22 protein-coding genes, 1 tRNA gene and 1 pseudogene are annotated in these 25,291 nt (G+C 52.3%); 10 read left to right on the forward strand and 14 right to left on the reverse strand.

Annotation, left to right across the window (positions count from 1 at the left end):
* Positions 1 to 38: 38 nt before the first annotated feature.
* Positions 39 to 983: a LysR family transcriptional regulator gene (locus AC8GE9_RS14425; protein ID WP_506677856.1), complete on the forward strand. Its 945-nt coding sequence runs from the start codon at positions 39 to 41 to the stop codon at positions 981 to 983.
* Between the two features lie 28 nt (positions 984 to 1,011).
* On the opposite strand, the gene AC8GE9_RS14430 is transcribed toward AC8GE9_RS14425, so the two are convergent.
* The 4 genes from AC8GE9_RS14430 to AC8GE9_RS14445 all read right to left on the reverse strand — a co-directional run bounded on the left by AC8GE9_RS14430 (position 1,012) and on the right by AC8GE9_RS14445 (position 3,913).
* A tRNA-Leu gene (locus tag AC8GE9_RS14430) sits at positions 1,012 to 1,096 on the reverse strand.
* 41 nt (positions 1,097 to 1,137) lie between these two features.
* A complete protein-coding gene (locus AC8GE9_RS14435; RefSeq protein ID WP_506677857.1) occupies positions 1,138 to 1,497 on the reverse strand; it encodes a Rap1a/Tai family immunity protein in 360 nt (119 codons plus the stop codon).
* Positions 1,498 to 1,540: 43 nt separating this feature from the next.
* Positions 1,541 to 2,806: a DUF3300 domain-containing protein gene (locus tag AC8GE9_RS14440; protein WP_506677858.1), complete on the reverse strand. Its 1,266-nt coding sequence runs from the start codon at positions 2,804 to 2,806 to the stop codon at positions 1,541 to 1,543.
* Between the two features lie 48 nt (positions 2,807 to 2,854).
* Positions 2,855 to 3,913, reverse strand: coding sequence for a serine hydrolase domain-containing protein (locus AC8GE9_RS14445; protein ID WP_506677859.1), 1,059 nt, complete (start codon positions 3,911 to 3,913; stop codon positions 2,855 to 2,857).
* Positions 3,914 to 4,078: 165 nt separating this feature from the next.
* Between AC8GE9_RS14445 and AC8GE9_RS14450 the strand changes: the two genes are divergently transcribed.
* Genes AC8GE9_RS14450 through AC8GE9_RS14470 form a run of 5 tightly spaced genes read left to right on the forward strand, consistent with a single transcriptional unit; the run spans position 4,079 to position 9,389 of the window.
* On the forward strand, positions 4,079 to 5,638 hold the full coding sequence (locus AC8GE9_RS14450) for an ABC transporter substrate-binding protein (protein ID WP_506677860.1): 1,560 nt from the start codon (positions 4,079 to 4,081) through the stop codon (positions 5,636 to 5,638).
* Positions 5,639 to 5,685: 47 nt separating this feature from the next.
* Entirely contained in the window at positions 5,686 to 6,603 is a 918-nt protein-coding gene (locus AC8GE9_RS14455) for an ABC transporter permease (protein ID WP_506677861.1), read from the forward strand.
* 1 nt (position 6,604) lies between these two features.
* Positions 6,605 to 7,432 carry an ABC transporter permease gene (locus AC8GE9_RS14460; protein ID WP_506677862.1) on the forward strand — a complete coding sequence of 276 codons (828 nt, stop codon included), beginning with the start codon at positions 6,605 to 6,607 and terminating at the stop codon, positions 7,430 to 7,432.
* Positions 7,433 to 7,434: 2 nt separating this feature from the next.
* A complete protein-coding gene (locus AC8GE9_RS14465) occupies positions 7,435 to 8,433 on the forward strand; it encodes an ABC transporter ATP-binding protein (RefSeq protein ID WP_506677863.1) in 999 nt (332 codons plus the stop codon).
* Positions 8,430 to 9,389: an ABC transporter ATP-binding protein gene (locus AC8GE9_RS14470; RefSeq protein WP_506677864.1), complete on the forward strand. Its 960-nt coding sequence runs from the start codon at positions 8,430 to 8,432 to the stop codon at positions 9,387 to 9,389. Before AC8GE9_RS14465 ends, AC8GE9_RS14470 begins: the two co-directional genes overlap by 4 nt.
* Before the next feature lie 46 nt (positions 9,390 to 9,435).
* Here AC8GE9_RS14470 and AC8GE9_RS14475 read toward each other — a convergent pair whose 3' ends face one another.
* The 3 genes from AC8GE9_RS14475 to AC8GE9_RS14485 are packed head-to-tail and all read right to left on the reverse strand — an operon-like array spanning position 9,436 to position 11,110.
* A complete protein-coding gene (locus AC8GE9_RS14475) occupies positions 9,436 to 10,035 on the reverse strand; it encodes a thiamine pyrophosphate-dependent enzyme (protein WP_506677865.1) in 600 nt (199 codons plus the stop codon).
* Between the two features lie 20 nt (positions 10,036 to 10,055).
* Positions 10,056 to 10,592 (reverse strand): thiamine pyrophosphate-binding protein, encoded by a 537-nt coding sequence (locus tag AC8GE9_RS14480; protein WP_506677866.1) that lies wholly within the window; start codon positions 10,590 to 10,592, stop codon positions 10,056 to 10,058.
* A gap of 41 nt (positions 10,593 to 10,633) precedes the next feature.
* Positions 10,634 to 11,110, reverse strand: a complete 477-nt coding sequence (locus AC8GE9_RS14485; RefSeq protein WP_506677867.1) for an Lrp/AsnC family transcriptional regulator — start codon at positions 11,108 to 11,110, stop codon at positions 10,634 to 10,636.
* A 134-nt stretch (positions 11,111 to 11,244) separates the two neighbouring features.
* On the opposite strand from AC8GE9_RS14485, the gene mdeB reads away from it, so the two are divergent.
* Both mdeB and AC8GE9_RS14495 read left to right on the forward strand, forming a co-directional pair.
* Positions 11,245 to 13,881, forward strand: coding sequence for an alpha-ketoglutarate dehydrogenase (gene mdeB, locus AC8GE9_RS14490; protein ID WP_506677868.1), 2,637 nt, complete (start codon positions 11,245 to 11,247; stop codon positions 13,879 to 13,881).
* A 12-nt stretch (positions 13,882 to 13,893) separates the two neighbouring features.
* The gene (locus AC8GE9_RS14495) at positions 13,894 to 14,523 is read left to right on the forward strand and encodes a PIN domain-containing protein (RefSeq protein WP_506677869.1); all 630 of its coding nucleotides are present in this window, start codon (positions 13,894 to 13,896) and stop codon (positions 14,521 to 14,523) included.
* Between the two features lie 32 nt (positions 14,524 to 14,555).
* Here AC8GE9_RS14495 and pnp read toward each other — a convergent pair whose 3' ends face one another.
* A complete protein-coding gene (pnp, locus tag AC8GE9_RS14500; protein WP_506677870.1) occupies positions 14,556 to 16,727 on the reverse strand; it encodes a polyribonucleotide nucleotidyltransferase in 2,172 nt (723 codons plus the stop codon).
* Between the two features lie 100 nt (positions 16,728 to 16,827).
* The gene (rpsO, locus tag AC8GE9_RS14505) at positions 16,828 to 17,097 is read right to left on the reverse strand and encodes a 30S ribosomal protein S15 (protein ID WP_290239498.1); all 270 of its coding nucleotides are present in this window, start codon (positions 17,095 to 17,097) and stop codon (positions 16,828 to 16,830) included.
* Positions 17,098 to 17,260: 163 nt separating this feature from the next.
* Between rpsO and AC8GE9_RS14510 the strand changes: the two genes are divergently transcribed.
* Entirely contained in the window at positions 17,261 to 17,833 is a 573-nt protein-coding gene (locus AC8GE9_RS14510; RefSeq protein ID WP_506677871.1) for a hypothetical protein, read from the forward strand.
* A 3-nt stretch (positions 17,834 to 17,836) separates the two neighbouring features.
* Here AC8GE9_RS14510 and pssA read toward each other — a convergent pair whose 3' ends face one another.
* From pssA to AC8GE9_RS14535, 5 genes and pseudogenes are all read right to left on the reverse strand, one after another.
* Positions 17,837 to 18,595 carry a CDP-diacylglycerol--serine O-phosphatidyltransferase gene (gene pssA, locus AC8GE9_RS14515; protein ID WP_506677872.1) on the reverse strand — a complete coding sequence of 253 codons (759 nt, stop codon included), beginning with the start codon at positions 18,593 to 18,595 and terminating at the stop codon, positions 17,837 to 17,839.
* Between the two features lie 9 nt (positions 18,596 to 18,604).
* Entirely contained in the window at positions 18,605 to 19,264 is a 660-nt protein-coding gene (locus AC8GE9_RS14520) for a phosphatidylserine decarboxylase (protein ID WP_506677873.1), read from the reverse strand.
* A gap of 73 nt (positions 19,265 to 19,337) precedes the next feature.
* Complete coding sequence (gene ilvC, locus AC8GE9_RS14525; RefSeq protein ID WP_506677874.1) at positions 19,338 to 20,354, reverse strand: ketol-acid reductoisomerase; 1,017 nt, start codon at positions 20,352 to 20,354, stop codon at positions 19,338 to 19,340.
* Between the two features lie 69 nt (positions 20,355 to 20,423).
* Positions 20,424 to 20,915, reverse strand: coding sequence for an acetolactate synthase small subunit (ilvN, locus tag AC8GE9_RS14530; protein WP_506677875.1), 492 nt, complete (start codon positions 20,913 to 20,915; stop codon positions 20,424 to 20,426).
* A 10-nt stretch (positions 20,916 to 20,925) separates the two neighbouring features.
* Positions 20,926 to 22,650: pseudogene (locus AC8GE9_RS14535) on the reverse strand (acetolactate synthase 3 catalytic subunit); the annotation flags it as partial.
* A 450-nt stretch (positions 22,651 to 23,100) separates the two neighbouring features.
* Between AC8GE9_RS14535 and AC8GE9_RS14540 the strand changes: the two are divergent.
* Positions 23,101 to 25,290 carry an FUSC family protein gene (locus tag AC8GE9_RS14540; protein ID WP_506677876.1) on the forward strand — a complete coding sequence of 730 codons (2,190 nt, stop codon included), beginning with the start codon at positions 23,101 to 23,103 and terminating at the stop codon, positions 25,288 to 25,290.
* Position 25,291 lies beyond the last annotated feature (1 nt).

A 25,291-nucleotide genomic window follows, 5' to 3' on the forward strand; every position in this document is an offset into this window, starting at 1 on the left:
TTTGATTATCATAAATTTAATGATAATTGATTAAAAATATGCATTCTGAACCCTCACTCTCGCACATCAAATTTAGACATTTGATTCTGATGCAACATCTTGTTGAGTTTGGCAGCCTGCATAAAGCAGCTAAGCACTTGAGTATTAGTCAGCCAGCTGCGAGCGCCATGCTCAGAGAGTTTGAAAAACAACTTGGGTTGACTCTTTTTCTGCGAACAACGCAAGGCGTTGTTCCAACTGAGGCATCTAGCATATTGGTCAATCGTGCGCAGACCATACTGAATGAGTTTGACGCGCTCGTACATGAGGTCAAACAATTAAATAAAAACCTCTCTCCACTGCTCAGAGTCGGCGTCGTCCCGCAGGCACTGTTTGCCTACTTGCCTCGCGTGATTGAGCTTTTCCGAGAGGCCGATGGTGGAGCAGTCTCTATACAAGAAGGCACAGCTAAACACCTGCTGCTCCAGCTCTTTGAAGGCAAACTGGATTGCGTGATCGGGCGATTGTCTGGGGCTGCCATGCCCTCTATGCACAACACGGACGAATTAATTTTTTTCCCTCTTTATTCAGAAAACATCTGCATTGTTGAGGGAACGAAAGAAGCGAAAAAAAGAAAAAACACGTTTGAAGACTTAGCGAAACGTGACTGGGTCCTGCCAAGAGCAGACTCCAGCCTGCGTCAACAATTGACAGACTCTTTTCTACGGCGAGGCTTGATGCTGCCAGAGCCTGTCATTGAAACAACGAATTATTTTCAAAGCCTGACTATGCTGTCAGGTTCAAATTTGTGCAGCGTGATTCCGCAGAGTGCCGCAGACATGCATGTCAAGCTGGGCAACATCAGAGTCATCGATATACCAAACGATCTGAAACCAATGCCTGTGAGCTTTATCCTCAGGACCTCGGCCAAAGACAATACTCAAGTGAGCAAATTCCGTAGGATTTTTACCGATCTCTCGACTGGCATCGGCAAGACGCCATAGACAAATGAATATTTGCTGGGCGAGCAAGTGGTGCCCCGAGCCGGAATCGAACCGGCACGCCCTTAGGCTGCAGATTTTAAGTCTGCTATGTCTACCAATTTCATCATCGGGGCAGGTAGTGAGGCGCTATTGTATCCAAAAGCGCCGAACTCATTTAGCCCTTGCAAGGAAAGCGGATGGGGAGATAGCGCAAAATCGAAGCAGCCGCCTTTTCCTGATGGAATTGGGGGTTGGCGATGGCCCAGCGAATGAACTCCGCCAACACTTCGTCACGGGCTACGCCACCCGCAGGCAAACACACGGTTTTAGGGGCTTTGGGGTCCTTTGTTAACTCTGAGCCCTGATACACACCCTCGCCAAAACCATAGCAAAAGGTTTGTGCTTCGAGATCAGTGCGGCTCTGGCAAAGATTGATCATGGCACCGAGCGAAACATCAGACGGAGGGGTACTTTGCGCACCCGAAGCAAAAGGCAATGCCATAAACAACGCGGTCGCTAATAATTTTTTAATCATGACTGTATCCAAATAAATAAAGGAAGTTGGCCTGGAGGGACAATTAGCGTCTAAATCCACCACCAAAGTGACCGCCACCGAAACTACGACCACCGCCACCGAAGCGGTCACCCCCTCCGGAACGATCAGCACTAAAGTCGCTGCGTCCCTGGCGGCCCAACTGATTTTCCTGGCTGGCCTCGCGCGCCCGACTTGGGTTTGCACGATCTTGAGTCGCATCACTTCGCGCCTGCTGGTTCATCTGACTGGCTTGACTGCGCTCCTGAGGGGTCGCGCTGCGATTAAAGGTATTTTGCGCGTTTTGACGGGCTTGGTCAGCACGCTGTTTGTCCGCAGGTGAGGCGTTATTTTTCCAATCATTCACAGCATTTTGCTGGCGTGCGACATCGTTACGTGTAATGTCACTACGATTGCCCTCGCCATAACGGTTGTTTAATGCTGAATTGCCGTAGGGCACGCCGTCACGATGCGCTGGATTGTGACTCCAGTTGCTGTTATTACCTAAATAGTCGGACCTCAGATTTGATCCTGAATTAAAACGATTATTAAAATTGTTAAAAGTATTGTTGTTGATGGAGATCGATCCCGCACCCCAGTGTGGTGTAGACCACAACGCAGCGCCCACTGCCATGCCAATACCAAAGCTCATCAACCCCCAACCTGGGTTGTAAACAGGATAAGGTGGGTAAGCAGGATAAGGCCAGGCTCCATACACCATCATAGGGTTGTAGGTGGGGACGTACACCACTTGAGGATTCGCGGGAACGATGATGATGTTGGACTGGGCATCGCTCGAGACCGCCACCTGCTCGTTGGATTTAAGATTGCCGGCCTGTCTGGCCTTGGCGCGCAGGGCCTGCACCGCTTGCATCAGGTCTTTGGGCTGCGCGAGGTAGGCATCACCCAAGCTTTGTGTCCAGCTCAACTGATTGCCCATCAAGTTCAAAGCATCTGGAAACGATACTAAAGACTTGACACTGTTGTCCCACGTCTGCGGCTTGAGCGCATTTTGCAAGGCGTCGCCTTTCAAGTGTGTATTGCTGCGCAACCAATTAGCCGCTTCGGCAACCTCGAGCGGATAGGTCGAAGCCATCAGCATTTGGGACAACAGTGAGTCTGGATACAAGGCAATCGAGGATACCAGTGACTCGAGTTGCGGTAAGGTCTGAGTCGCTGACTGTGCGCTTGTCTGCGCAAACGCGGACTGACTCAGGGATCCACCGACCAGCATCCCACCCGTCGCCAACGTCAGCACCAACGCCGTGGTCGCAGCCGAAAAAGAAAATTGTCGCATTAAAGTTTTTTGCATCATGTTTTCCCATAAAAGGGTTTAAAAAAGTGATTCGACGACACCGCGTCAGGCAATCGCCTTGACGGCTTGATAAATCTTTCCAAACACTGCATCCGCATGTGCGGAGTTGAGCCAACGGATAATGACGACCATGCCCATCTCCGGCTCGATCCAGGTAAACGAGCTGCCCGCCCCCACCGCGAAATAGCTTGAGGCCGGCACGCTTGGGAAGACCTTTTGCTGATCATTGAGCCAAACCAAATACCCGTAGAAAGGTGCCAACGTGCATGGTACTTGCATGCGCTTGATCCATTCAGCGGACAACACGCGTTTGCCATTGGCCATGCCCTGATCCAACATCATCTGACCGATCAAGGCCTGATCTTCGCTGCTGATGGACATCCCGCCCCCCCAATGCGTTCCGCCAGGAACGGATTGAACACGCTTGCCAGCAACCTCCACCCACGCATCGTCATAACCCACCCAGTTCCAGTTTTCCGTCGCGCCAACTGGGCGAGTGATCGCCTCACGAAAGACCTCAGGCAAAGGTCGCTGGAACACATGCAACAACGCGAGCGACAACTGATTGATGCGAACGTCGTTGTATTCCCAATAAGTGCCTGCAGGCTGCAGGGGACGCGCATCACCCTTCACACCATCCGGTGCTTTGGCAAAGGTCACGGCACGGTAGCGATCCACTTGGTCAGGCAGACCAAACAAGGTGCCTTCCCACTCGCTGGTCTGCTGCAACATCTGTTCCCAGGTCACCAACGCATTGTTACCTTGGTCGAAACCGATTCCCTTCAATTGCCTACCGATCGGCTCGTTCAAGTCCTTGATGAGGCCGCGATCAAAGGCCACACCCGCCAACAGAGCGAGGCAAGTCTTGGCGACGCTAAAGGTCAGATCGGCACGTTTGGGCTCACCCCATGAGGTCAGGGTTTTCCCGCGCAACAAAATAGTGCCAGAGTTGGGGCCACGTGAGTGCACGGGACCATAGAGTTTGTTGTAGGGCGCAGGGTCTCCGTGATGCACACCCCAATTGCTACTCGTGCAGTCGCGGTCCCAAGTACTTTCATGATCCTTCGCAAACTGCACAGCTTGTTCAAGCGCGGGGTTCTGCATACATCACCTTGTAAAAGTTAATACTGTAATTTTGGCACAGTAATTGCCTATAGATTGGTCAACCGGGTGAAACTACTGATGGCAAGCTGTTGCCACTAAGATGTTTTACCTGTTAAAAGAATTATGCTTGCTATCTGTCGTGACAAACCGATCTTGAGGAATACTATGAACTACTCGAGCACCTCTTTAAAAGCCCCTTTGGCTAAATTTAGTTTGCGTGCGGGTCTGCTGGCTTGTGCCATCGCCGCTACCGTGGCCTTTACCTTGCCCGCCCACGCAGGAAAAAAGAACGACACCCTTGGTTTTGCCTACGACCAAACGCCTGAAAACATCGACCCTTATTACAACAACGTACGCATTGGCGTGATTATTGCCGCCAACGTCTGGGACACGCTGATCTATCGCGACCCCCTGACGGGCGAATACAAAGGTCAATTGGCTAAAAGCTGGAAGCAAATTGACGACCGTACATTGGAATTCGATCTGCGCGAAGGTATCAAGTTCCATAATGGCGAAGAGTTTGACGCGGATTCCGTTGTTTTCACACTGAATTTCGTTTCCGACCCTGCCAACAAAGCCAGACAACAGACTGTGACGGGCTGGATTGAGAAAGCGGAAAAGATCAGCAAATACAAAGTCCGCATCATCAGCAAGCAGCCTTTCCCAGCTGCGATCGACTATCTCGCCACTGCGATTGCGATTCATCCCGCCAAGTATTACAAAGAAGTCGGTCCGAATGGGATGAACCTCAAGCCAATCGGCTCTGGTCCATACAAGGTGGTAGAACATATCCCTGGTAAGTCTTTGACGCTTGAGCGCAACAAGGATTATTTCAAAGAGTCCCCAAAGGCACAGCCAACAATCGGTAAAGTCCGCATCCGCTTCATCCCTGACCGTCAAACTCAGATGGCCGAAGTAATGTCTGGCGGTGAAGACTTCATCATGCACGTACCCAAGGACCAGGCTGATAAGCTCAAGTCCTTTCCTCAGTTACAGGTACAAAGCGGTAACACGATGCGCATCGTCTTCCTGCAAATGAATTCCCGTGACGGTACGCCTGCACCACAGCTCAAGGACATTCGCGTACGTCATGCGATTGCTCACGCGATTGACCGCGAAGCGATTTTGAAAAATATCGTGGGGGGTGGCGAGATTCTCAACTCCATTTGCACACCTTCACAAGTTGGTTGCACGAGCCAAGGCGTAAAAGTCTATAAGTACGATCCTGCACTGGCTAAAAAACTATTGGCCGAAGCGGGTTATCCGAATGGTTTTGAAGTGGATCTGATGGCTTATCGTGAGCGTCCACAAACTGAAGCCATGATCAACTACCTAAGCGCAGTCGGCATCAAGCCAAGGTTAGGCTTCATGCAATACGCAGCGATGCGCGATCTGGCGCGCGGCAACAAAACCGCCCTCACACATCAGACTTGGGGCTCGAACTTGGTCAATGACCTGTCAGCCTCCACGCCTGTGTACTTTGGTGGCGGCGCGGATGACGTCAGTCGCAACCCTGAGGTCATCAAGCTATTGAACGAAGGTGACAGCACGGTTGACATGAAGAAGCGCCAAGAGGTTTATCAAAAGGCTTTGTCCATCATTGCGGATCAAGCTTACGCCGTGCCACTCTGGACCTTACCTGTCTATTATGTTGCCAGCAAAGAAGTGAACTTCAAGCCCTACCACGACGAGTTAGTGCGTTTCTGGGAAATGAGCTGGAAGTAATCCTTTCTTTATGATTTTTTAATTATTTGTATCTCAGGTAAGGCATTATGCTGGCATATATTACGAAGCGACTGGGACTCGCCGTCCTGGTCGCGCTGACCGTCTCTATTCTTGCCTTTATGCTGCTTTACCTCTCTGGCGACCCGGCCTTAGCCATCGCCGGAGAGGGCGCGCGTCAGGTCGACATCGATATGGTGCGTAAAACCTACGGTTTTGATCAACCGATCATTGTGCAATTTGGTAACTGGCTGCTTAAGGTCGTCCAAGGCGATCTTGGTCAGTCGATCTATTTCAAAACCGAAGTGGGCACGCTGATTTTTACTAAGCTTCAAACCACCATGTTGCTCGCCGTGTATTCACTGACTTTTGCACTCATCATTTCAGTGCCTCTGGGTGTCTTGGCTGCGATCTACAAAAACAGCTGGATCGACCGTCTGTGCCTGGGCGTTGCCGTCGTGGGTCAGGCCATGCCTAATTTCTTTTTCGCCTTGATCTTGATTATGTTGTTTTCGATTACCTGGCGGATGTTGCCGGTGTCCGGTAGCGGTACCTGGCAACATTTCGTCATGCCTTCGATTGCCCTCGGCTACTACGCAGCACCTGCCTTTATGCGCCTCATCCGTGCTGGCATGATCGAAGTGCTCAGCGCCGACTATATTCGTACCGCGCGTGCCAAGGGCCTGCCAACAAGCAGCGTGGTTTTTAAGCATGCACTGCGTAATGCCATCGTCCCCGTCGTGGCTCTCGCCGCTGTTCAACTCGGCTTTTTGCTGGGTGGCTCCGTCGTGATCGAGACTATTTTTGCCTTGGATGGTCTGGGCTATCTCGCCTACCAAAGCATTATTCAAAAAGACTTCCCCGTCACGCAAGTGATCGTCCTGCTGCTGTCAGTCATCTATATTTTGCTGACACTGGCCTCCGACGTTGCCAACGCCTGGCTTGACCCCCGTATTCGGGTTGCTTGAGATGAAAAAAAATACAGCGCTTTATGTGGGTTGCGGCCTACTACTTTTCATCGTTTTTTGTGCAATCTTCGCACCCTTGATCTCACCCCATGATCCTTATGCTCAGGATTTGACCAATCGCACCGTCCCACCTTTCTGGTATGAAAAAGGGAGCTGGGTGCACCCTCTTGGGACCGATCAACTTGGTAGGGACTATTTATCGCGTTTGATTTACGGGGCGCGGATTTCTCTGCTCATTGGTCTGAGTGTTGCTTTGATCTCAGGTCTCATCGGTACGACGATGGGGATGCTAGCTGGCTACTTTGGTGGCCGCATCGATATGTTTGTGTCGTTTATGGTGACGACAAGGCTGTCGTTACCTGTGATTTTAGTGGCACTCGCGACGGTTGCTCTGGTCGGCGGCTCCTTATGGGTCGTCATCATGGTGCTAGGTCTCTTGAAATGGGATCGCTTCGCTGTCGTCATGCGCAGTGCCACGCAGCAAGTGCGCTCGATGGAATATGTCTCTGCCGCGCAATCTGCAGGCGCCTCAACCTTGAGGATTATGCTCACCGAGGTGCTGCCAAACGTGATGCCGCACTTGATCGTGATCGCGACGCTCGAGGCGGCCAGCGCGATTTTGCTTGAGGCTGCGCTCTCCTTCTTGGGGCTTGGCGTCCAACCTCCATTGCCCTCCTGGGGCCTGATGATTTCCGAGGCAAAGTCCTACATGTTCTTTTCCTTTTGGCTAATTGCGATTCCCGGTACAGCCTTGGCTTTATTGATTTTCTCCATCAATCTGGCGGGTGATGGTCTCCATCAGCTCCTGACACCAGGCGAGAGAGCTTAATCATGGTGACTGACGAAATTGTTCTGGATGTAAAAAACCTGACTGTGGATATCTCTACTCCACGTGGCACCCTCCATGTCGTGCGCGATATTTCTCTCCAGGTCAAACGCGGCGAAACGCTCTGTATCGTGGGCGAGTCGGGGTGTGGCAAATCCATCACTTCGCTTTCCTTGATGGGTTTGTTGCCTAAAACCGCGTCGCGCAGCAGTCGTGTGTTTGAATTTCTTGGCGAGGATCTTTCGCGCGCGAGCAAAAGTCGCATCAACGATTTGCGTGGCAATCGTATGGCGATGATTTTCCAAGAACCGATGACGGCCCTCAATCCCGCCTATACCATCGGAGATCAACTCACTGAGCACTATCGTCATCACCTCAAGGCCTCAGCTGAAGATGCGCGCCTGCGTGCTGTCGAGCTTTTGGAAAAGGTAGGTATCGCCTCTGCTGCCGAGCGACTCGGGCAGTATCCGCATCAACTCTCTGGTGGCTTGCGACAGCGTGTCATGATCGCGATGGCGCTGATGTGTGGTCCAGAGTTGCTCATCGCCGACGAACCAAGCACCGCATTGGACGTGACGATTCAAGCGCAGATTTTGCGCTTGTTAGCCGATTTGCAGAAAGAGCTTGGTATCGCCATGGTGCTCATCACCCATGATCTAGGCGTGGTTGCTCGGATCGCCGATCGAGTCGCCGTGATGTACGCTGGACAAATCGTCGAAGAGGGTACGGCCGAGGATATTTTCGCAGCACCGCAACATCCCTACACGCGCGGCTTGATCAGCTGCATCCCTATTCCAGGCAAAACAGTTCCGGGTGGCAAGCTTGGCACCATCCCAGGCGTTGTGCCCTCGCTGATCGGCGAAATGAAGGGTTGCGCCTTTAAAGATCGTTGCGAATACGCCCAAGCGCGTTGTAGCGAGACCATCCCCTTGCATCAGACTCGCCAGGGTCAACAATGGCGCTGCATCATGAATGAAACACAACAGAGCGGAGCAGGCCAATGACTGCCCTGATTGAAACAAAAGATCTGCAACGCACCTTTTCAGTCAGCGCTGGTTTGTTTAAACCTCGCCAGACACTGCATGCTGTCAATGGCGTCGACCTGTCGGTGCAACGCAAAGATGTGCTGGGCATCGTAGGCGAATCGGGCTGTGGCAAATCAACGCTTGCGCGCATGTTATTGGGTCTGACGCCCCCTTCGCGTGGTAGCGTCCTGATTGATGGGCAAGATATCAGCAAGATCGATCGTCGCGATCTGGCGCGTCGCGTGCAGCCTATTTTCCAAGACCCTTATTCTTCTCTGAATCCGCGTCGGACGATTTCCTCCATTGTGTCCTTTCCGCTGGATGTACTTGGCGTAGGCACAAAAAGCGAACGTCGTAAAAAAGCCATCGAGATGTTGGATCGCGTGGGCTTGCCCGCACGCTATGCGGACAATACGCCCGGACAACTTTCTGGCGGTCAACGACAGCGCGTCGCAATCGCGCGCGCCTTGGTGATCAATCCTGAGATTGTGATCTGCGACGAACCGACTTCAGCGCTGGATGTTTCTGTCCAAGCCCAGATTTTGAATTTATTGTTGGACTTGCGTAAAGAATTCAATCTGACTTATGTTTTTATTAGTCATAATTTGGCCGTCGTGGAACACATCGCGACCCAGGTCGCTGTGATGTATTTGGGGCGCGTTGTCGAGCTCACTCAAACAGCTGAACTTTTCAAACATCCTCGGCATCCCTACACACAGGCTTTGTTGGCCTCTGTACTGACGCCCGAGCCCGGCCTCGGAATCCCTGACATGGGTCTGGGTCTTTCGTTTCCAGACCCGTTGCATCCGCCCTCAGGCTGCTCCTTTCATCCACGCTGCCAGCAACGTCGGCCGGAATGTTCCGTGGAGCATCCACATCTCTTGCGCGACGCACAAGGTGATGTGGCGTGTCATCTTTATCCCACAAAAAAATAACGCGCAGGAAAACGAGTCGTTTTCAATGCGCGCAGTTAACCGTCACTCAGAATGGTGCCAGGCCCAAGGCGGCACGAAAGCGGTTTTTGACAAACACGCCGTCACGCGAAGGTAAAGCACGCGGCAGATCATCGGCTTTCACCATAATCTGTGCGAACGTCACGCCTTGACGCGCATTGACGTTTTGCTCCACCTGTTTCAAGCCCGCCATATCCTTGACTTGGTAAGAGTTGGCAATCCCGCAAGCCTGGGCCACAGCGGACATGTTAGTACCGAGGCTCGAGTGACTAAACTGCATCCCTGTTTCGCCAAAGTGACCGTTATCGAGCACAACGATGGTGAGGTTAGCTGGCTTTTGGGCACTAATCGTTGCCAAAGAACCGATCCCCATCAACTGCTCCCCATCACCCGTAATCACTAACACGGACTTGTCTGGCTGCGCCAAGGCAAGTCCCAACCCCATGGCCGCGGCACCACCCATCGCACCCCACAGGTAAAAGTTTTTATCGCGATCACCTGCGGCGAACACGTCATAGGTTGCAGAACCCAAACCCGTCACAATCAAAGACTCTGGGCACTTGGCAATCAAAGCACTGACAAATTCGCGACGGTCAATGACGCTATTAGAAGACTGAACTTGACTCATTGAAATTCCTATCTGATGAATTAGTGACGCAACCACTTTTTGCGGCCGATCAAGCGCTGTGATAGCAGCACGGCAACGGGCTCTCCGCCCTCAAAAGCAAAGTCCAGTGCGGCTCCGACAACATCCTCGACCTCATCGGCACGCTCAGCGCGATAGACCTTGATGCCCATCAGCTCCATCGAAGCCTGCGTCGCTTTGCTCATGGGCACCTGCCAAGGGTTGAACTCGGCGTACTCGCCACGCATGGTCACCAAGGCCAAGAACGGAAAGCGGCAGCTCTGTAACAAGGACATCATATTGATGCAGTTACCCACGCCGCTACTCTGCATGAGCAGAGCATGACGCTGACCTCCCAACCATGCGCCACCAGCGACCGCGACACCCTCTTCTTCGGTCGTCAATACGATCGCGCGCATCGCAGGATCCTCGTTGACACGGCGAATCACGTGCGCATGACCGGCATCGGGCACATAAGATACTTGCTGAATGCCGCCTTCTTTGAGAACCTTGAATATTTGTTCTTGCCAAGCTGGTGTGGGTGTGAATACTTCACTCATGTCTCGCGAATCCTTTGATCAGTATTTGTAACGAATAGATACTATACGTCCGTTTTTGTCGGAAGCGGTAAGGCCGTTTTATAGCGCACCTGTTTGAGTGCGAAACTTGACCTGATTTTCTCTATGCCAGGTATCGGGGTCAACTGCTCCAAGATAAATTTTTCCAGCGCGGCAATATCCGTCACCGCAACACGGATCAAGTAATCGCTATCACCCGTCATCAGATAGCACTCCATCACTTCGTCATGTTCGCTGATGCGCTGCTCGAAATGCGCCAGCGATTCTTTACTTTGGCTTTTAAGACTGATGTTGATAAAGACATTGAGCCCCAAGCCAAGTGCTGTCGCATTGGCCAAAGCCACATACCGGTCGATCACACCGGCCGACTCCAGTGCCCGCACTCGCGCCAGGCATGGTGATGGACTCAGATGGATCCTGCGTGCCAACTCAATATTTGAGAGCGCGCCATCGGCTTGAAGCTCAGACAAAATCTTTAAATCAATAAAATCTAATTTCATTATGCTGTTTATTTTAAAAAATCAGAATTAAATGCTTCATATTATCATTTTAACTACTAATTAAGGCATCTCATGCTGCAAACAAATCCCTAAAATATCGATTATTAATCAAGCATCTTTAAACTGGCCACACGATGAACGCTGCAATCGATCCCCGCCCCGCCTCTTGGCTCCATACCATCACCGACTCAGACAGCCAAGAGACGCAAGAATGGAAACAATCCTTGCTCGCTGTCTTGGAGGCCGCGGGCCCTGAGCGAGCCAAATTCCTACTGGATGAACTCGTACGAACCGCTAACTCGGCCCAAGTCGGTTGGCGCCCCGAGCTCAGCACACCTTACGTCAACACGATCTCTGTCGACCAACAGCCCGTATTTCCTGGGGATTTAGCCATCGAAGAGCGCTTGGCCTCGATCATGCGCTGGAATGCACTGGCGATGGTGGTACGGGCCAACCAAGCCTATGGAGAGCTTGGAGGTCATATCGCAAGCTACGCGAGCGCAGCGGATCTCTTTGAAACGGGCTTCAACCACTTTTTTGAAGCACGGCACGGCACAGGACCTGATCAGCACCGCGGTGATCTGGTTTTTTTCCAACCGCACAGCGCACCTGGGGTCTATGCGCGCGCCTATCTCGAAGGGAGACTGCAAGAACAAGATTTGCTGCATTACCGGCAGGAGATTCAGGCCATCGCGCATGGAGCGCGAGGTCTCTCGAGCTACCCACACCCATGGCTCATGCCTGATTTCTGGCAATTTCCTACAGGCTCGATGGGCATCGGTCCGATCAGCTCCATTTATCACGCCCGTTTTATGCGCTATCTCACCCATCGCAACTTACTCAATTGCGAGTCCCGCAAAGTATGGGGTGTGTTTGGGGATGGAGAAATGGACGAGCCTGAGTCTATGAGCGCCTTGACCCTGGCTGCCCGAGAGGGGCTGGATAATTTAGTCTGGGTGGTCAATTGCAACCTGCAACGCCTGGACGGCCCGGTGCGCGGCAATGGGCGCATCATTGATGAACTCGAAAAGCTTTTTACAGGCGCAGGATGGAATGTCATCAAGCTGGTGTGGGGCAGTGACTGGGATGGTTTGTTCGCCCGCGACCTGACAGGTGCCCTCACCCGTGCCTTTGCCAACACTGTCGACGGACAAATGCAAACGTTCGCCGCCAAAGACGGCCGCTTTAATCGTGATACCTTTTTTGGACAAAACGAAGAACTTGCTCGACTCGCACAGGGCATGACGGACGATCAGATCGATCGTCTCAAGCGCGGTGGACATGATTTGGTCAAGATTCATGCGGCCTATGCGGCGGCAGCCAATCACAAGGGGCAACCGACGGTGATTTTGGCGCACACCAAAAAGGGCTATGGGATGGGCAGTGCGGGTCAAGGCAAAATGACCACGCACAGCCAGAAAAAACTCGACGACAACGATTTGATCGAGTTTCGCAATCGCTTTAATTTGCCCTTGAGTGACAAAGAGGCGACCTCTTTGAGCTTTTATCGCCCCGCCGCAGATAGTCCGGAAATGCAATATTTACTCAAGCGGCGTGAAGCTCTTGGTGGCTATTTACCCAAGCGTGAAACCACGTGTGACATTGTCGCTGTCCCTGAGATGTCGCAATATAGCCAGTTTGCCACTCAAGCAGAGGGCAAAGAAATGAGCACGACGATGGCGTTTGTGCGCGTGCTCGGTAATTTACTCAAGGACCCCGTCCTGGGACCGCGCATCGTCCCGATCGTCGCCGACGAGGCACGCACTTTTGGTATGGCCAATTTATTTAAACAAGTGGGTATTTATTCGAGCGTGGGTCAACGCTACGCGCCTGAGGATATCGGCTCGGTGTTGAGTTACCGCGAAGCACTCGACGGCCAGATCCTCGAAGAAGGTATTTCCGAGGCTGGCGCGATTGCCAGTTGGACCGCTGCGGCGACAAGCTACAGCGTGCATGGTTTAGCCATGTTGCCGTTTTATATTTACTACTCGATGTTTGGTTTCCAGCGCGTCGGTGATCAGATCTGGGCTGCAGCTGACCAACGTCCTCGCGGATTTTTATTGGGCGCGACGTCTGGCCGCACCACACTCGGCGGTGAGGGTCTGCAACATCAGGATGGCTCAAGCCATCTCCATGCGGCCACCATCCCAAATTGCAAAGCCTACGACCCCGCTTTTGCGGGTGAGATGGCCGTGATCATTGATCAGGGCGTGCGGGAGATGATGGTTGAGCAGCAAGATGTGTTTTATTATGTCACGCTCATGAACGAAAACTACGCCCAACCGTCCTTGCCAGAAAACGTACGCGACGACATTATCCGCGGCGCGTATCTGTTTAATGTCTATCGGGCTAAAAAAGAAACAGCCCAGGTGACCTTGCTTGGTTCGGGAGCGATTTTGACCGAGGTTGTTAAAGCCGCTCAAGCACTCTGCGCCGAGGGCATCACAGCGTCCGTCTATAGCATCACCAGCTGGAGCGAACTGGCGCGTGACGGCTTGTCTTGTGAACAGGCGGCCCTCAAGGGTGAGGCGGCTCCTGGTGTACCATTTATCTATCAGCAACTTTCCAAAAGCCAAGGTCCGATTATTGCGGCGACGGATTATGTCCGTGCGGTTCCTGAAACGGTCCGTGCTTACACACCCTCTAGCCGTCGTTATATGACACTGGGTACAGATGGTTTTGGGCGCAGCGACACCCGTGCTGAGCTCAGAGCATTTTTTGGTGTAGATGCGCAAACAATCGTCCGAGCTGCGAAACATGCTCTGACATAATGTAGACCCTGCATGACTGAAGCTCCTCAGCCTAATCTCAACGATTTAAAGCGACCAGCCTTTGTATTAGATGCCTGCATCATGATGTCAGGTTTGTTGCGCCCCCTACTTCTTAATCTCGCTCGCGCCGGACTATTTGATCCGCTTTGGACTGACAAGATTGGCCAAGAATGGCAGCGCAATGCAGTCCGCCTTTGGCCCATTGATCCCGATCTATTAAAGGGCGAATGGCAACACATGCAAGCGCAATTTCCCGCTGCCGATATGGGGGATGTCACGATGCACGAGACCACACTCAAGCATACAGATCGCAAAGACAAACATGTCGCGGCTGCGGGTATTGCTGCCGTGATGGGCGCGCATGTTGGTTCAGTCAGTGTACTGACTTGGAATATCAAAGACTTCAGTCGCTCTGAGCTCAGACGCCAACAGCTGGGACTGATTGATCCCGATCGTTTGCTTTCTCAATGGTGGCCCACGCATCGACGACAACTCTCTGAGGCACTCGACCTCACGGTCGCCGAGTTGGTCTCAAGCGGGAGGAGGCAACCAGAACCCATGCTTGGCATGTTGCGTCGGGATCGATTGTTTCGCTTGGCCGGTCTCTACGAACTGGCGCAAAAAAACCCTGCTGGCTTGTGACCAGACAGGGTTTTAGCGGTGACCGTCAGTGCTTACTGAGCGGGCGCCTCTGGAGCGGCGGCAGGAGCGGCGGCGTCAGCGGCTGGAGCACCACCCTGCTGCTCAATGCCACCGATGGCCTTGACCGACAAACGCAGACGACCTTTGTCATCAGCCTCAATGACCTTGACGCGCAAAGCCTGACCGACCTTGAGCACGTCATTGATGTTGGCGATGCGGTAGTTTGCGATCTCGGAGATGTGCAACAAACCATCACGTCCTGGCAAGACCTGAACAATCGCACCAAAATCGAGCAGACGCAAAACGCTACCGTCGTATTCCTGACCAACTTCGACATCCGCTGTCAATTCAGTAATACGGCGCTGAGCATCGTGCGCGCGATCAAGATCAGCACTCGAAATCACAATCGTACCGTCATCAGAGATATCGATCTGGCAACCCGTTTCTTCGGTCAACGCACGAATCGTTGCGCCGCCCTTACCGATCACATCACGAATCTTTTCAGGATTGATCTTCATGCTCAACATACGCGGTGCGAACGCTGAAAGCTCGCCACGCGAATTTTGAATGGCTTCGCGCATTTTGGTCAAAATATGCAAGCGACCATCGCGGGCCTGCGCCAACGCAACTTGCATAATTTCTTTGGTGATGCCTTGGATTTTGATGTCCATCTGCAAAGCAGTAATACCATTTTCGGTACCCGCCACTTTGAAGTCCATATCGCCGAGGTGGTCTTCGTCACCCAGGATATCGGTCAGGACAGCGAACTTGCCTTCGTTGAGGATCAAGCCCATCGCAACACCCGCCACGTGATCCTTGAGAGGCACGCCTGCGTCCATCATGGCCAGCGAACCACCACATACGGACGCCATCGAAGACGAACCGTTTGACTCGGTGATTTCAGAGACCAAGCGAATGGTGTACTGGAAGTCTTGGGCATCAGGCAACAAGGGCACGAGCGAACGCTTGGCCAGGCGACCATGGCCGATTTCGCGACGCTTGGGCGTACCTACGCGACCGGTTTCACCTGTTGCGAAAGGAGGCATGTTGTAGTGCATCAAGAAACGATCACGGTACTCGCCCATGAGCGCATCGATGATTTGCTCATTTTGCTTGGTACCGAGTGTTGCAATGACCAACGCCTGTGTTTCACCACGCGTAAACAATGCGCTACCGTGAACGCGAGGCAACACACCCAAACGAATTTCGATTGGACGCACGGTGCGTGTATCACGGCCGTCAATACGTGGCTCACCGCTCAGAATCTGGCTGCGAACTATTTTGGCTTCGAGGTCAAACAAGATGTTATCGACCGTCACGCCATCGGGTGCAGAAACACCTTGGGCTGCAGCGGCCTCGCCGAGCTTGGCATGAACATTTGAATACACCTGACGCAATTGCGTCGTACGCTCTTGCTTTTGGCGCGTCTGGTAGGCGGCGTAGAGTGCATCCTGAGCTGCTGCCGTTACCGAAGCGATGAGTGCTTCGTTTTTGGCGGCAGGCTGCCAGTTCCACTCGGGCTTGCCAGCCTCGCGCACGAGGTCATTGATCGCGCCAATGACCGCCTGCATGGCATTGTGGCCAAACACGACACCGCCGAGCATGACTTCCTCGGACAGTTGTTGTGCCTCGGACTCAACCATCAAGACAGCGGCTTCTGTACCTGCAACGATGAGATCCATCTGCGAGGTCTTGAGCTCCGTGGCTGTTGGGTTGACCAGGTACTGACCGTCGATATAACCCACACGTGCGGCGCCAATCGGGCCGTGAAATGGGATACCTGAGATTGCAAGGGCAGCAGATGCGCCGATCATTGCGGGAATATCAGGATCGATCTCGGGATTGCAGGACAACACATGAATGATGACCTGCACTTCATTGTAAAAACCTTCGGGGAACAAGGGACGCAGAGGACGGTCGATCAGACGCGACGTCAGCGTTTCTTTTTCAGAGGGCTTGCCTTCGCGTTTGAAAAAACCACCAGGAATCTTGCCAGCGGCGTATGTTTTTTCGATGTAATCAACGGTCAGGGGGAAAAAATCCTGTCCTGATTTGGCATCTTTTTTTGCAACAACAGTGGCAAGGATCACGGTGTCTTCGACCGTTACTAGGACTGCACCTGAGGACTGGCGAGCAATTTCACCCGTCTCAAGCACGACAGTATGTTGTCCATACTGAAACGATTTGGTCACTTTATTGAACATGACAATTTATTCCTTACAAATGAAAAACCGTGGACGTTGCAGCAGTAGTGCCGCAATCGACCACGGTTGAGTCACGGGGAGACTGCCCCATGGATACCGATCACTTACGCAGACCGAGTTTTTCGATCAGAGCACGATAGGAGTCTGGGTTGCGGCTCTTGAGATAATCTAGCAACTTACGTCTGCGACTAACCATACGCAGCAGGCCGCGACGTGAGTGGTGGTCTTTCATGTGGGTTTTGAAGTGACCTGTCAGCTCATTGATACGAGCTGTCAGCAAAGCCACTTGAACTTCTGGAGAACCGGTATCGCCTTGTGCGCGTTGATATTGCGCGACGATGTCAGATTTTTTAATATCAGCAACAGACATTTCTATAACCTCAGATGACAAGCGACAGGACCGAGGCGTCCTGACGTGATTAAACAAAAATAATAAAGAACATCGATAAAGCTGCCGAATTATAGCCGATTGGCTAAAATGAACCTATGCGGCTCTATCCAGAGCCCTCATTTGCCCTGAAAAGAGCCCTGCGATGACCAAAATGACAGCCTTACCCTCTCAGAAATCTGACAACGCCCTCACAAAGCGGCCTCGGCGCCTTGGTCGCCTTGGTAGCCTAGCGCTTACCGTTGCTTCAGTCGCTATTTTGGCGGGTTGCGCCAACTATCAGTCCGTAAAACCTGGGATGTCGGTGGCCGAAGCGATTCAAAAGCTTGGCAAACCCTCCACAACTTGCAAGCGAGAGGACGGCACAGAGCGACTGATCTGGACAATGCAGCCCTATGGCCAATATTCCTGGGGTACGAATACGACCCCCCAAGGTACGGTTGTCGGTCTTCAGCAGCTCCTGACAGATGCTAATTTTGAAAAACTGGCAAACGGACGTTGGACTGACCAGCAATTACTCTGCGAATTTGGCGAGCCCGCCAACAAATATGGCATCGCGAAGGGACACGAAATTGTCTGGGCTTATCGATACAAACAAGACAATGTTTGGGCCTCGATGATGTATGTGTACATGGGCCCACAAGGGAACCTAGTCAACCGGTTCCACCCCGCTCCCGATCCGGCGACCTTAGATAACGGCATCGGGGGGCGTCACTAAGTTTTAAGAGGTGTGGGCGCGGGCGCGGGCGCGGTGCCAGCGCCACAGCCAAACCCCCCATCCCGAGAGGCCATAGACGATAAACAAGCCGAACAGGATAACGGGGGGATTGCTGGAAATAAACACAAAGACAGCCACAAAAACCAGCATCACCCAAAAGGGGACGCTACGCCCCAAAGCAAAGGACTTGCCACTATAAAAAGGTAAATTGGACACCATGGCCACGCCGCAATAAAGCGTAATCACAAAGGCTGTCCAAGCCAATAACTCTTTGGGGACCTGTAGACGGTTGTCCACGACCAACCAGACAAAACCAGCAATCAACGCACCGGCCGCAGGGCTAGGCAAGCCTTGGAAAAACCTTTTGTCGACCACGGCGATGTTGGTGTTAAACCGCGCGAGCCTCAAAGCCGCACCGCACACATACACAAACGCGGCCAGCCATCCCCAGCGCCCCAAGTCATGCAGCATCCACTCGTACATCACGAGCGCAGGTGCGACGCCAAAGGACGTCATATCCGAGAGAGAGTCGTACTGTTCTCCGAACGCTGAGGTTGTTTTAGTCAGTCGCGCAATGCGTCCATCCATACCATCGAGCACCATTGCGACAAAAATAGCGATCGCAGCCATTTCGAAGCGATTATTCATGGCTTGTACAACAGCATAAAACCCCGCAAACAAAGCGGCGGTCGTGAACGCGTTGGGCAGCAAGTAAATACTGCGGTGGCGTTGTGCTGGATCGCGCAAAGGATCAACGGGCATGGATTTTTATCACTCAGTTTTTTCAGGTAAATCGGCCAGCACGGTTGTGGTCGCACTGACCTTATCACCAATCGCTACGCGGGGGCGTGAGCCTAGGGGTAAGTAAACATCAACGCGCGAACCAAACCGTATAAAACCATAACGCTGACCGCGGTACAGGCTTTCACCTTGTTTGGTATAGCAAAGAATACGCTTGGCCACTAAACCAGCTACTTGAACGGCGGTCACAGTGTGTCCTGCAGGGGTTCGCAAAACCATCGCATTACGCTCATTTTCAAGGGAGGCCTTGTCCAAAGCGGCATTGAAAAACTTGCCAGGGAAATACTGCGTCATCAGCACTTCGCCATCCACGGGCGATCGGTTGCTGTGCACATTAAAAACATTCATGAAAACACTGATCTTGAGCGCCTTGCGCTTGGCATAGGGATCCTCGGTTTCTTGGACCACGACAATTCGACCATCTGCAGGCGAAATAACCGCGCGGGGCTCGGTCGACCCAGAGCGGGCAGGGTCGCGAAAAAACTGCAATACAAAAATCGCAATGATCCAGAACAAAATAGACCAAGCTGGCGACCACCAAGTCACAAGCAAAGCAATCAGGATCGAGCCAGCCAGAAAAGGCCAACCCTCGCGGGCAATAATTGGGTGAGGATAGAGAGGTGTATTCATTGTAGGTAGCAGGTTAACCTAAAAAAACACGCCCCGAGGGGCGTGTTTCAGATGCTTGCTGATTTAAAACAAATCAGTTCTTAGTCTTGTCGACCAATTTGTTCGCGGCAATCCAAGGCATCATTGAGCGCAACTTAGCACCCACGACTTCGATTTGCGACTCAGCATTGATACGACGGCGCGAAATCAGCGCGGGCGCACCTGCTTGGTTCTCAAGAATAAAGCGCTTGGCGTACTCACCTGTCTGAATATCAGTCAAGCACTGACGCATAGCTGCTCGTGTTGCATCGGTCACGATCTTTGGACCTGTCTCGTACTCGCCAAACTCGGCATTGTTCGAGATTGAGTAGTTCATGTTGGCGATACCGCCTTCGTAGATCAAGTCAACGATCAACTTGAGCTCATGCAAACACTCAAAGTAGGCCATTTCTGGTGCATAGCCAGCCTCGACCAAAGTCTCGAAACCCGCTTTGATCAGCTCAACCGTACCACCACACAACACTGCCTGCTCGCCGAACAAGTCTGTTTCAGTTTCTTCGCGGAAGTTTGTCTCGATGATCCCTGCGCGGCCACTACCGATGGCGCAAGCGTAGGACAAGGCCACATCGCGGGCTAAGCCGGAGTTGTCCTGGTGAACGGCCACCAGCGATGGCACGCCGCCGCCCTGAGCATACGTACCACGAACAGTATGGCCTGGTGCCTTGGGAGCAATCATGACCACATCGATATCTGCACGTGGGGCCACTTGACCGTAATGCACGTTAAAGCCGTGAGCAAAAGCCAAGGCAGCGCCAGGCTTGATATTGTTGTGGACGCTTTCACGATACACCTGACCGATGTTTTCATCGGGCAACAACATCATGACGAAGTCAGCTGATTTGACCGCATCGGCGACATCGGCGACTTTCAAGCCAGCGTTTGCAGCTTTGTTCCAGGAGGCACCGTCTTTGCGCAGACCCACCACAACTTTGACGCCCGACTCATGCAGGTTTAGCGCGTGCGCATGACCTTGTGAGCCGTAGCCAATAATGGCAACTGTCTTGCCTTTAATTAGGGACAGGTCACAATCTTTATCGTAAAAAACCTTCATTCTAGGCTCCAGATTTTTGTAAATGAATGCAATGGATAATTGGAAAAACTTTTAATATTCAGTAGCAGATCACAGCTTTAGGATACGCTCGCCGCGACCGATTCCAGAGACGCCTGTTCGGACTGTCTCCAAAATCGCACTTCGATCCAAGGCGTCGATAAACGCCTGAATCTTGTCTTGGTTACCCGTCAGTTCGATGGTGTAGGCCTTGTCCGTGACATCGATGATACGACCACGGAAAATATCCGCCATCCGTTTCATTTCCTCACGTTCTTTGCCCACCGCTCGAACCTTGATCAACATGAGCTCACGCTCAATGTGAGGGCCCTCAGTCAAGTCAACAACCTTGATCACGTCCACCAGCCGATTTAAATGCTTGGTGATTTGTTCGATCACATCATCCGAGCCCATCGTCACTAATGTCAAACGAGATAGAGTATTGTCTTCGGTTGGAGCCACGGTCAGGGTTTCAATGTTGTAACCACGCGCGGAAAATAAACCCACTACGCGAGACAACGCACCAGGCGCGTTTTCCATCAGAACAGAAATAATATGTTTCATGGAGGTCCCCTTAAAGATCTTCAGAACCGAGCAACATTTCGGTCAAGCCCTTACCCGCCTTGACCATGGGCCAGACGTTTTCGCTTTGATCCGTAATGAAGTCCATGAAGACGAGGCGATCTTTGAGCTTGAACGCTTCGCGCAGTGCGCCATCCACATCGGAAGGCTTATCGATCCGCATGCCTACGTGCCCATAGGCCTCCGCCAGTTTGACGAAATCAGGCAGCGCATCCATGTAGGACTCTGAATAACGCGAGGAGTAATCAATTTGTTGCCATTGACGCACCATGCCGAGATATCGGTTGTTCAGGCATATGATCTTGGGTGTCAGGTGATACTGACGGCACGTCGAGAGCTCTTGGATGTTCATCTGGATGGAGCCTTCGCCAGTGATACAAGCGACGGTTGCATCGGGATTAGCCATCTGAACGCCCATCGCATAGGGCAAGCCCACACCCATCGTGCCAAGGCCACCGGAATTGATCCAACGACGTGGCTTGTCAAAGCCGTAATACTGCGCTGCCCACATCTGATGCTGACCGACATCCGACGTAATGTAAGCATCGCCGCCCGTCACCTCCCAGAGCTTTTGCACCACGGACTGAGGTTTGATGAGCTCAGTGGAATCAGCAAATTTCATGCATTCTTTGCCACGCCAGACCTGAACCTGTTGCCACCACTTCGCTAACGCCTCGGCGTTTGGACGCGTTTCAAGGGCGGCAGCCTGATATTGGGCTATCAACTCGATCAGCACATCTTTGACGTTACCCACGATCGGCACATCGACCTTGACGCGTTTGGAGATGGACGAAGGATCGATGTCGATATGGATGATCTTGCGTGGATTTTGAGCGAAATGCTTGGGATTCCCAATCACTCGGTCATCAAAACGCGCACCAACGGCAATCAGCACATCACAGTGCTGCATCGCCATGTTGGCCTCGTAGGTGCCATGCATACCAGGCATCCCGACAAACTGCTTGTCAGTAAAGGGATAAGCACCCAAGCCCATCAACGTGTTGGTGCAAGGTGCGCCCATCATTTTGACGAACTGTTGCAACTCAGGTGAAGCATCCGACAAAATCACGCCGCCGCCGCTATAGATCATCGGCCGCTCGGCCTGCAGCAACATCTGCACCGCTTTTTTGATCTGACCCTGATGACCTTTGACAACCGGAGAATAAGAACGCATCACAGGCTCAGCCTTTGGGGGCGAGTATTTGCAATGCGCAAAACTGACGTCTTTGGGGATGTCCACAAGAACAGGACCTGGGCGACCGGTACGGGCGATATAAAACGCCTTGCGCATCGTGTCCGCTAATTCTTTGACGTCTCGCACCAAGAAGTTGTGCTTGACGCAAGGTCGTGTGATGCCAACGGTGTCACATTCCTGAAAGGCATCCTCACCAATGGCGTGCGTCGGCACCTGACCACTGATGATGACCATCGGAATGGAGTCCATATAGGCGGTCGCGATCCCGGTGACCGCGTTTGTGACGCCTGGACCACTGGTGACCAAGCACACACCAACCTTGTTGGAGGAGCGAGAATAGGCATCTGCAGCATGCACCGCAGCCTGCTCGTGTCGCACCAAAATATGTTTGAATTTGTCTTGCTTGTAGATCGCGTCGTAAATGTAGAGCACCGCGCCACCGGGGTAGCCAAATAAATGTTCTACGCCTTCTTCGGCTAATACGCGCGTGACGATGTCTGCGCCATTGAGTTCCATGATGTCATTCCTTTCATTACCGGCTTTGCCACTATGACTGCGCTCTTTTTGTCAGAGACGCTGAACCGCAACAAGAACCGCAACATGCGCCGACGTTTTCAAGCTCACAGAGCTTGGCCACCCGACCACCTTGCCAACTTGGCACGCATTCGCCATCAGGCTATGCACGCACCCAACAGGGGTGCACTGTATCGAAACGGAAGCAGCTGACCCGAGCTTTTGGCAAGGACAGCAGCAAAAGTTTACGTTTTAACGCATCAAAAATGGGTGATGACCCAGTGTTGAACGCCATCGGCCGAAAAAAACGATAAGTATTTTTCACCTGAATCTATTACTTTAACGTGTTGTGCGTCGCAGCGCAAATATATGCCCGTTGGCAGGAGGTGGTTGTCACTGCCGTCGGACTCCGCTAGAGTGGTGACTTAGCCACAAATTGCTGCGGTGCAACTAGGATTTATGAACGAATCTGCCAGCCAGCTCCAGCGCTTTATCTATAGCCATCATTTATATAGTGGCATGAGGCGCGCGACCGGAACCTTGCTGCCCGTCATGATATTAGGCGGCTTGTTCGGTTTTTACGCGGCAGGCCTCGTTGCGACCTTTGGCGCCTTGTGCGTCGCCTTTATTGATCAGCCGGGGGCCCACGAAAATCGTCGCTGGGAGATGCTGGGCGGCACATTGCTGAGCACCTTAACAGTCGCCATCACCGGGCTAGCGTCCAATCATCCATGGCTATTGTGGCTCGCTGTGATTGGTCAATGCTTCGGGTACTCCATGCTGTCCGTTTACGGCAAAAAAGGCGGTCAAATCGGCTTTGCCTGCCTGCTGCTCATGACCGTCACCATGCACGAGGCCCTCTCGACGGACCAAGTCTGGCTGCATACCCTGACCTCTTTAGGCGGCGGCCTTTTTTATACGATTTTTAGTTACTCGCTCAGCCGAGCGATGAACCTGCGGGAAAAAGAGCAAGCACTCTCCGTCGCGCTTTTTGCAACGTCAGACTACGTGGCACAACGCGCGGACATGTACAACATCGATCATGACTTGGATGAAAGCTATCGTAAACTTATTGCCAGTCAATCGAACATGACGGACAAGCAGCAAGCAGCGCGTGACATGGTGCTGAGAGGTATCACCGGAAAAATCACGCCGAATCAACCAAAGCGCATGATGCTCTGGAATCTTTTTGTCGACACCATCGAAATTCTTGACACCTTGGTGGCAACCCGCACAGACTACTCGCTCTTACGCACCAAGCTTGCAGACTCGGATATCCTGATTTTCATGCGGGATGCGCTCTATAAAATTTCCATCGACTTGGACAGGATCGCTCTGGCCATTGCACGCGAACGCATCGCGACCCCGCGCAATAGTGTGAAGGCTGAATTACGCGCCCTCGAATTTGAAATTGATCAAATGGAGCGAAATGGGTACGCGCGCCAGGAACCTGATGTCTACCATCTCTGTGTCGAAATTTTGCGACGATTACGGCACAGCGCTAATACCGTGCAACGCATGATCAACTTAACCGACATGAGTAAAAATACCGAGGCCATTCAGCCAACGGTGCTAGACCAGTCTCTCAGTCAATTTCTTTCTCGTGAAAAATATCGTGTGGGTATGCTCACCAGCAATTTAAGGCTGGACTCACCCATTTGTCGTTATGCGTTACGCGTCACGTTAGCGGCTGCATGTGCAATGGCCTTGTGGACCTTGGTTCCAGCACTCGCACCTCAAGGCTACTGGATTTTGCTCACGGTTCTCATCATCATGAAACCTGGCTTTGCCTTGACGCGTCAACGTAACGGCTGGAGACTGTTTGGCACGTTGATGGGTTGTGTTGTTGCGCTAGGCGCGTTGTACAGTACCAACAACAATACGTGGCTTTTTGGGGCGATGGTGTTGTCCACCATCATTGGTGGCAGTTTGCTGCAACTCAATTACATGATGGCTTCGGTCTTTAATACCAATGCGGTGCTATTGGCGTTTCACTTTGTCGATCCCAGTGCAACGACCATCATCTCGGATCGCGCCATCGACACACTGATTGGCTCGGTGATTTCTTTTGCCTGCAGCTACTTCTTGCCTTGGTGGGAAGCGCAGTTTATGCCCTCCTTGTCGCGCGCTGCCCTCAACGCTAACCGGGAATATTTACGTGCAGGATTGCATTACGTTGATACGCTGCAAGCTAACAAAAAAGACCCGCAGAACAGCGACATTCATCGCGCTGAAGTTGCCTGGCGGCTTGCGCGCAAAAACGTCTATGTCGCGCTCGGCAACTTTGCCGAAGCCTTTTATCGCATGATGCTCGAGCCACGCACGCGTCAGTGGCATGTGGTCGAGTTCAACAACCTGATGATTCAGACGCACATGCTGGCTTCTCAAATCAATGCGGTGATGCATGTGCTCACAACCTCTGCGCAAGCCAACCCTATTGTGACCTATCATCTTTCTCAAATCGTTCCGCATTTGCAAGCAGACCGAAGCTCGCCCCTTCCCGCACTCCCCACCTCAATCGTGGATGGAAGCTTGCCTAACTTTGCTTATCCTATGACTCAAATGCAAAAAACGATCATCAATATCGATGATGAAATAGCGGTTATTCATAGCAATATCTCCCCCACCCAACCCCCTTCAGGAGCATGAG

The organism is Zwartia lucis (assembly GCF_965234455.1).
GTDB classification, from domain to species: domain Bacteria; phylum Pseudomonadota; class Gammaproteobacteria; order Burkholderiales; family Burkholderiaceae_B; genus Zwartia; species Zwartia lucis.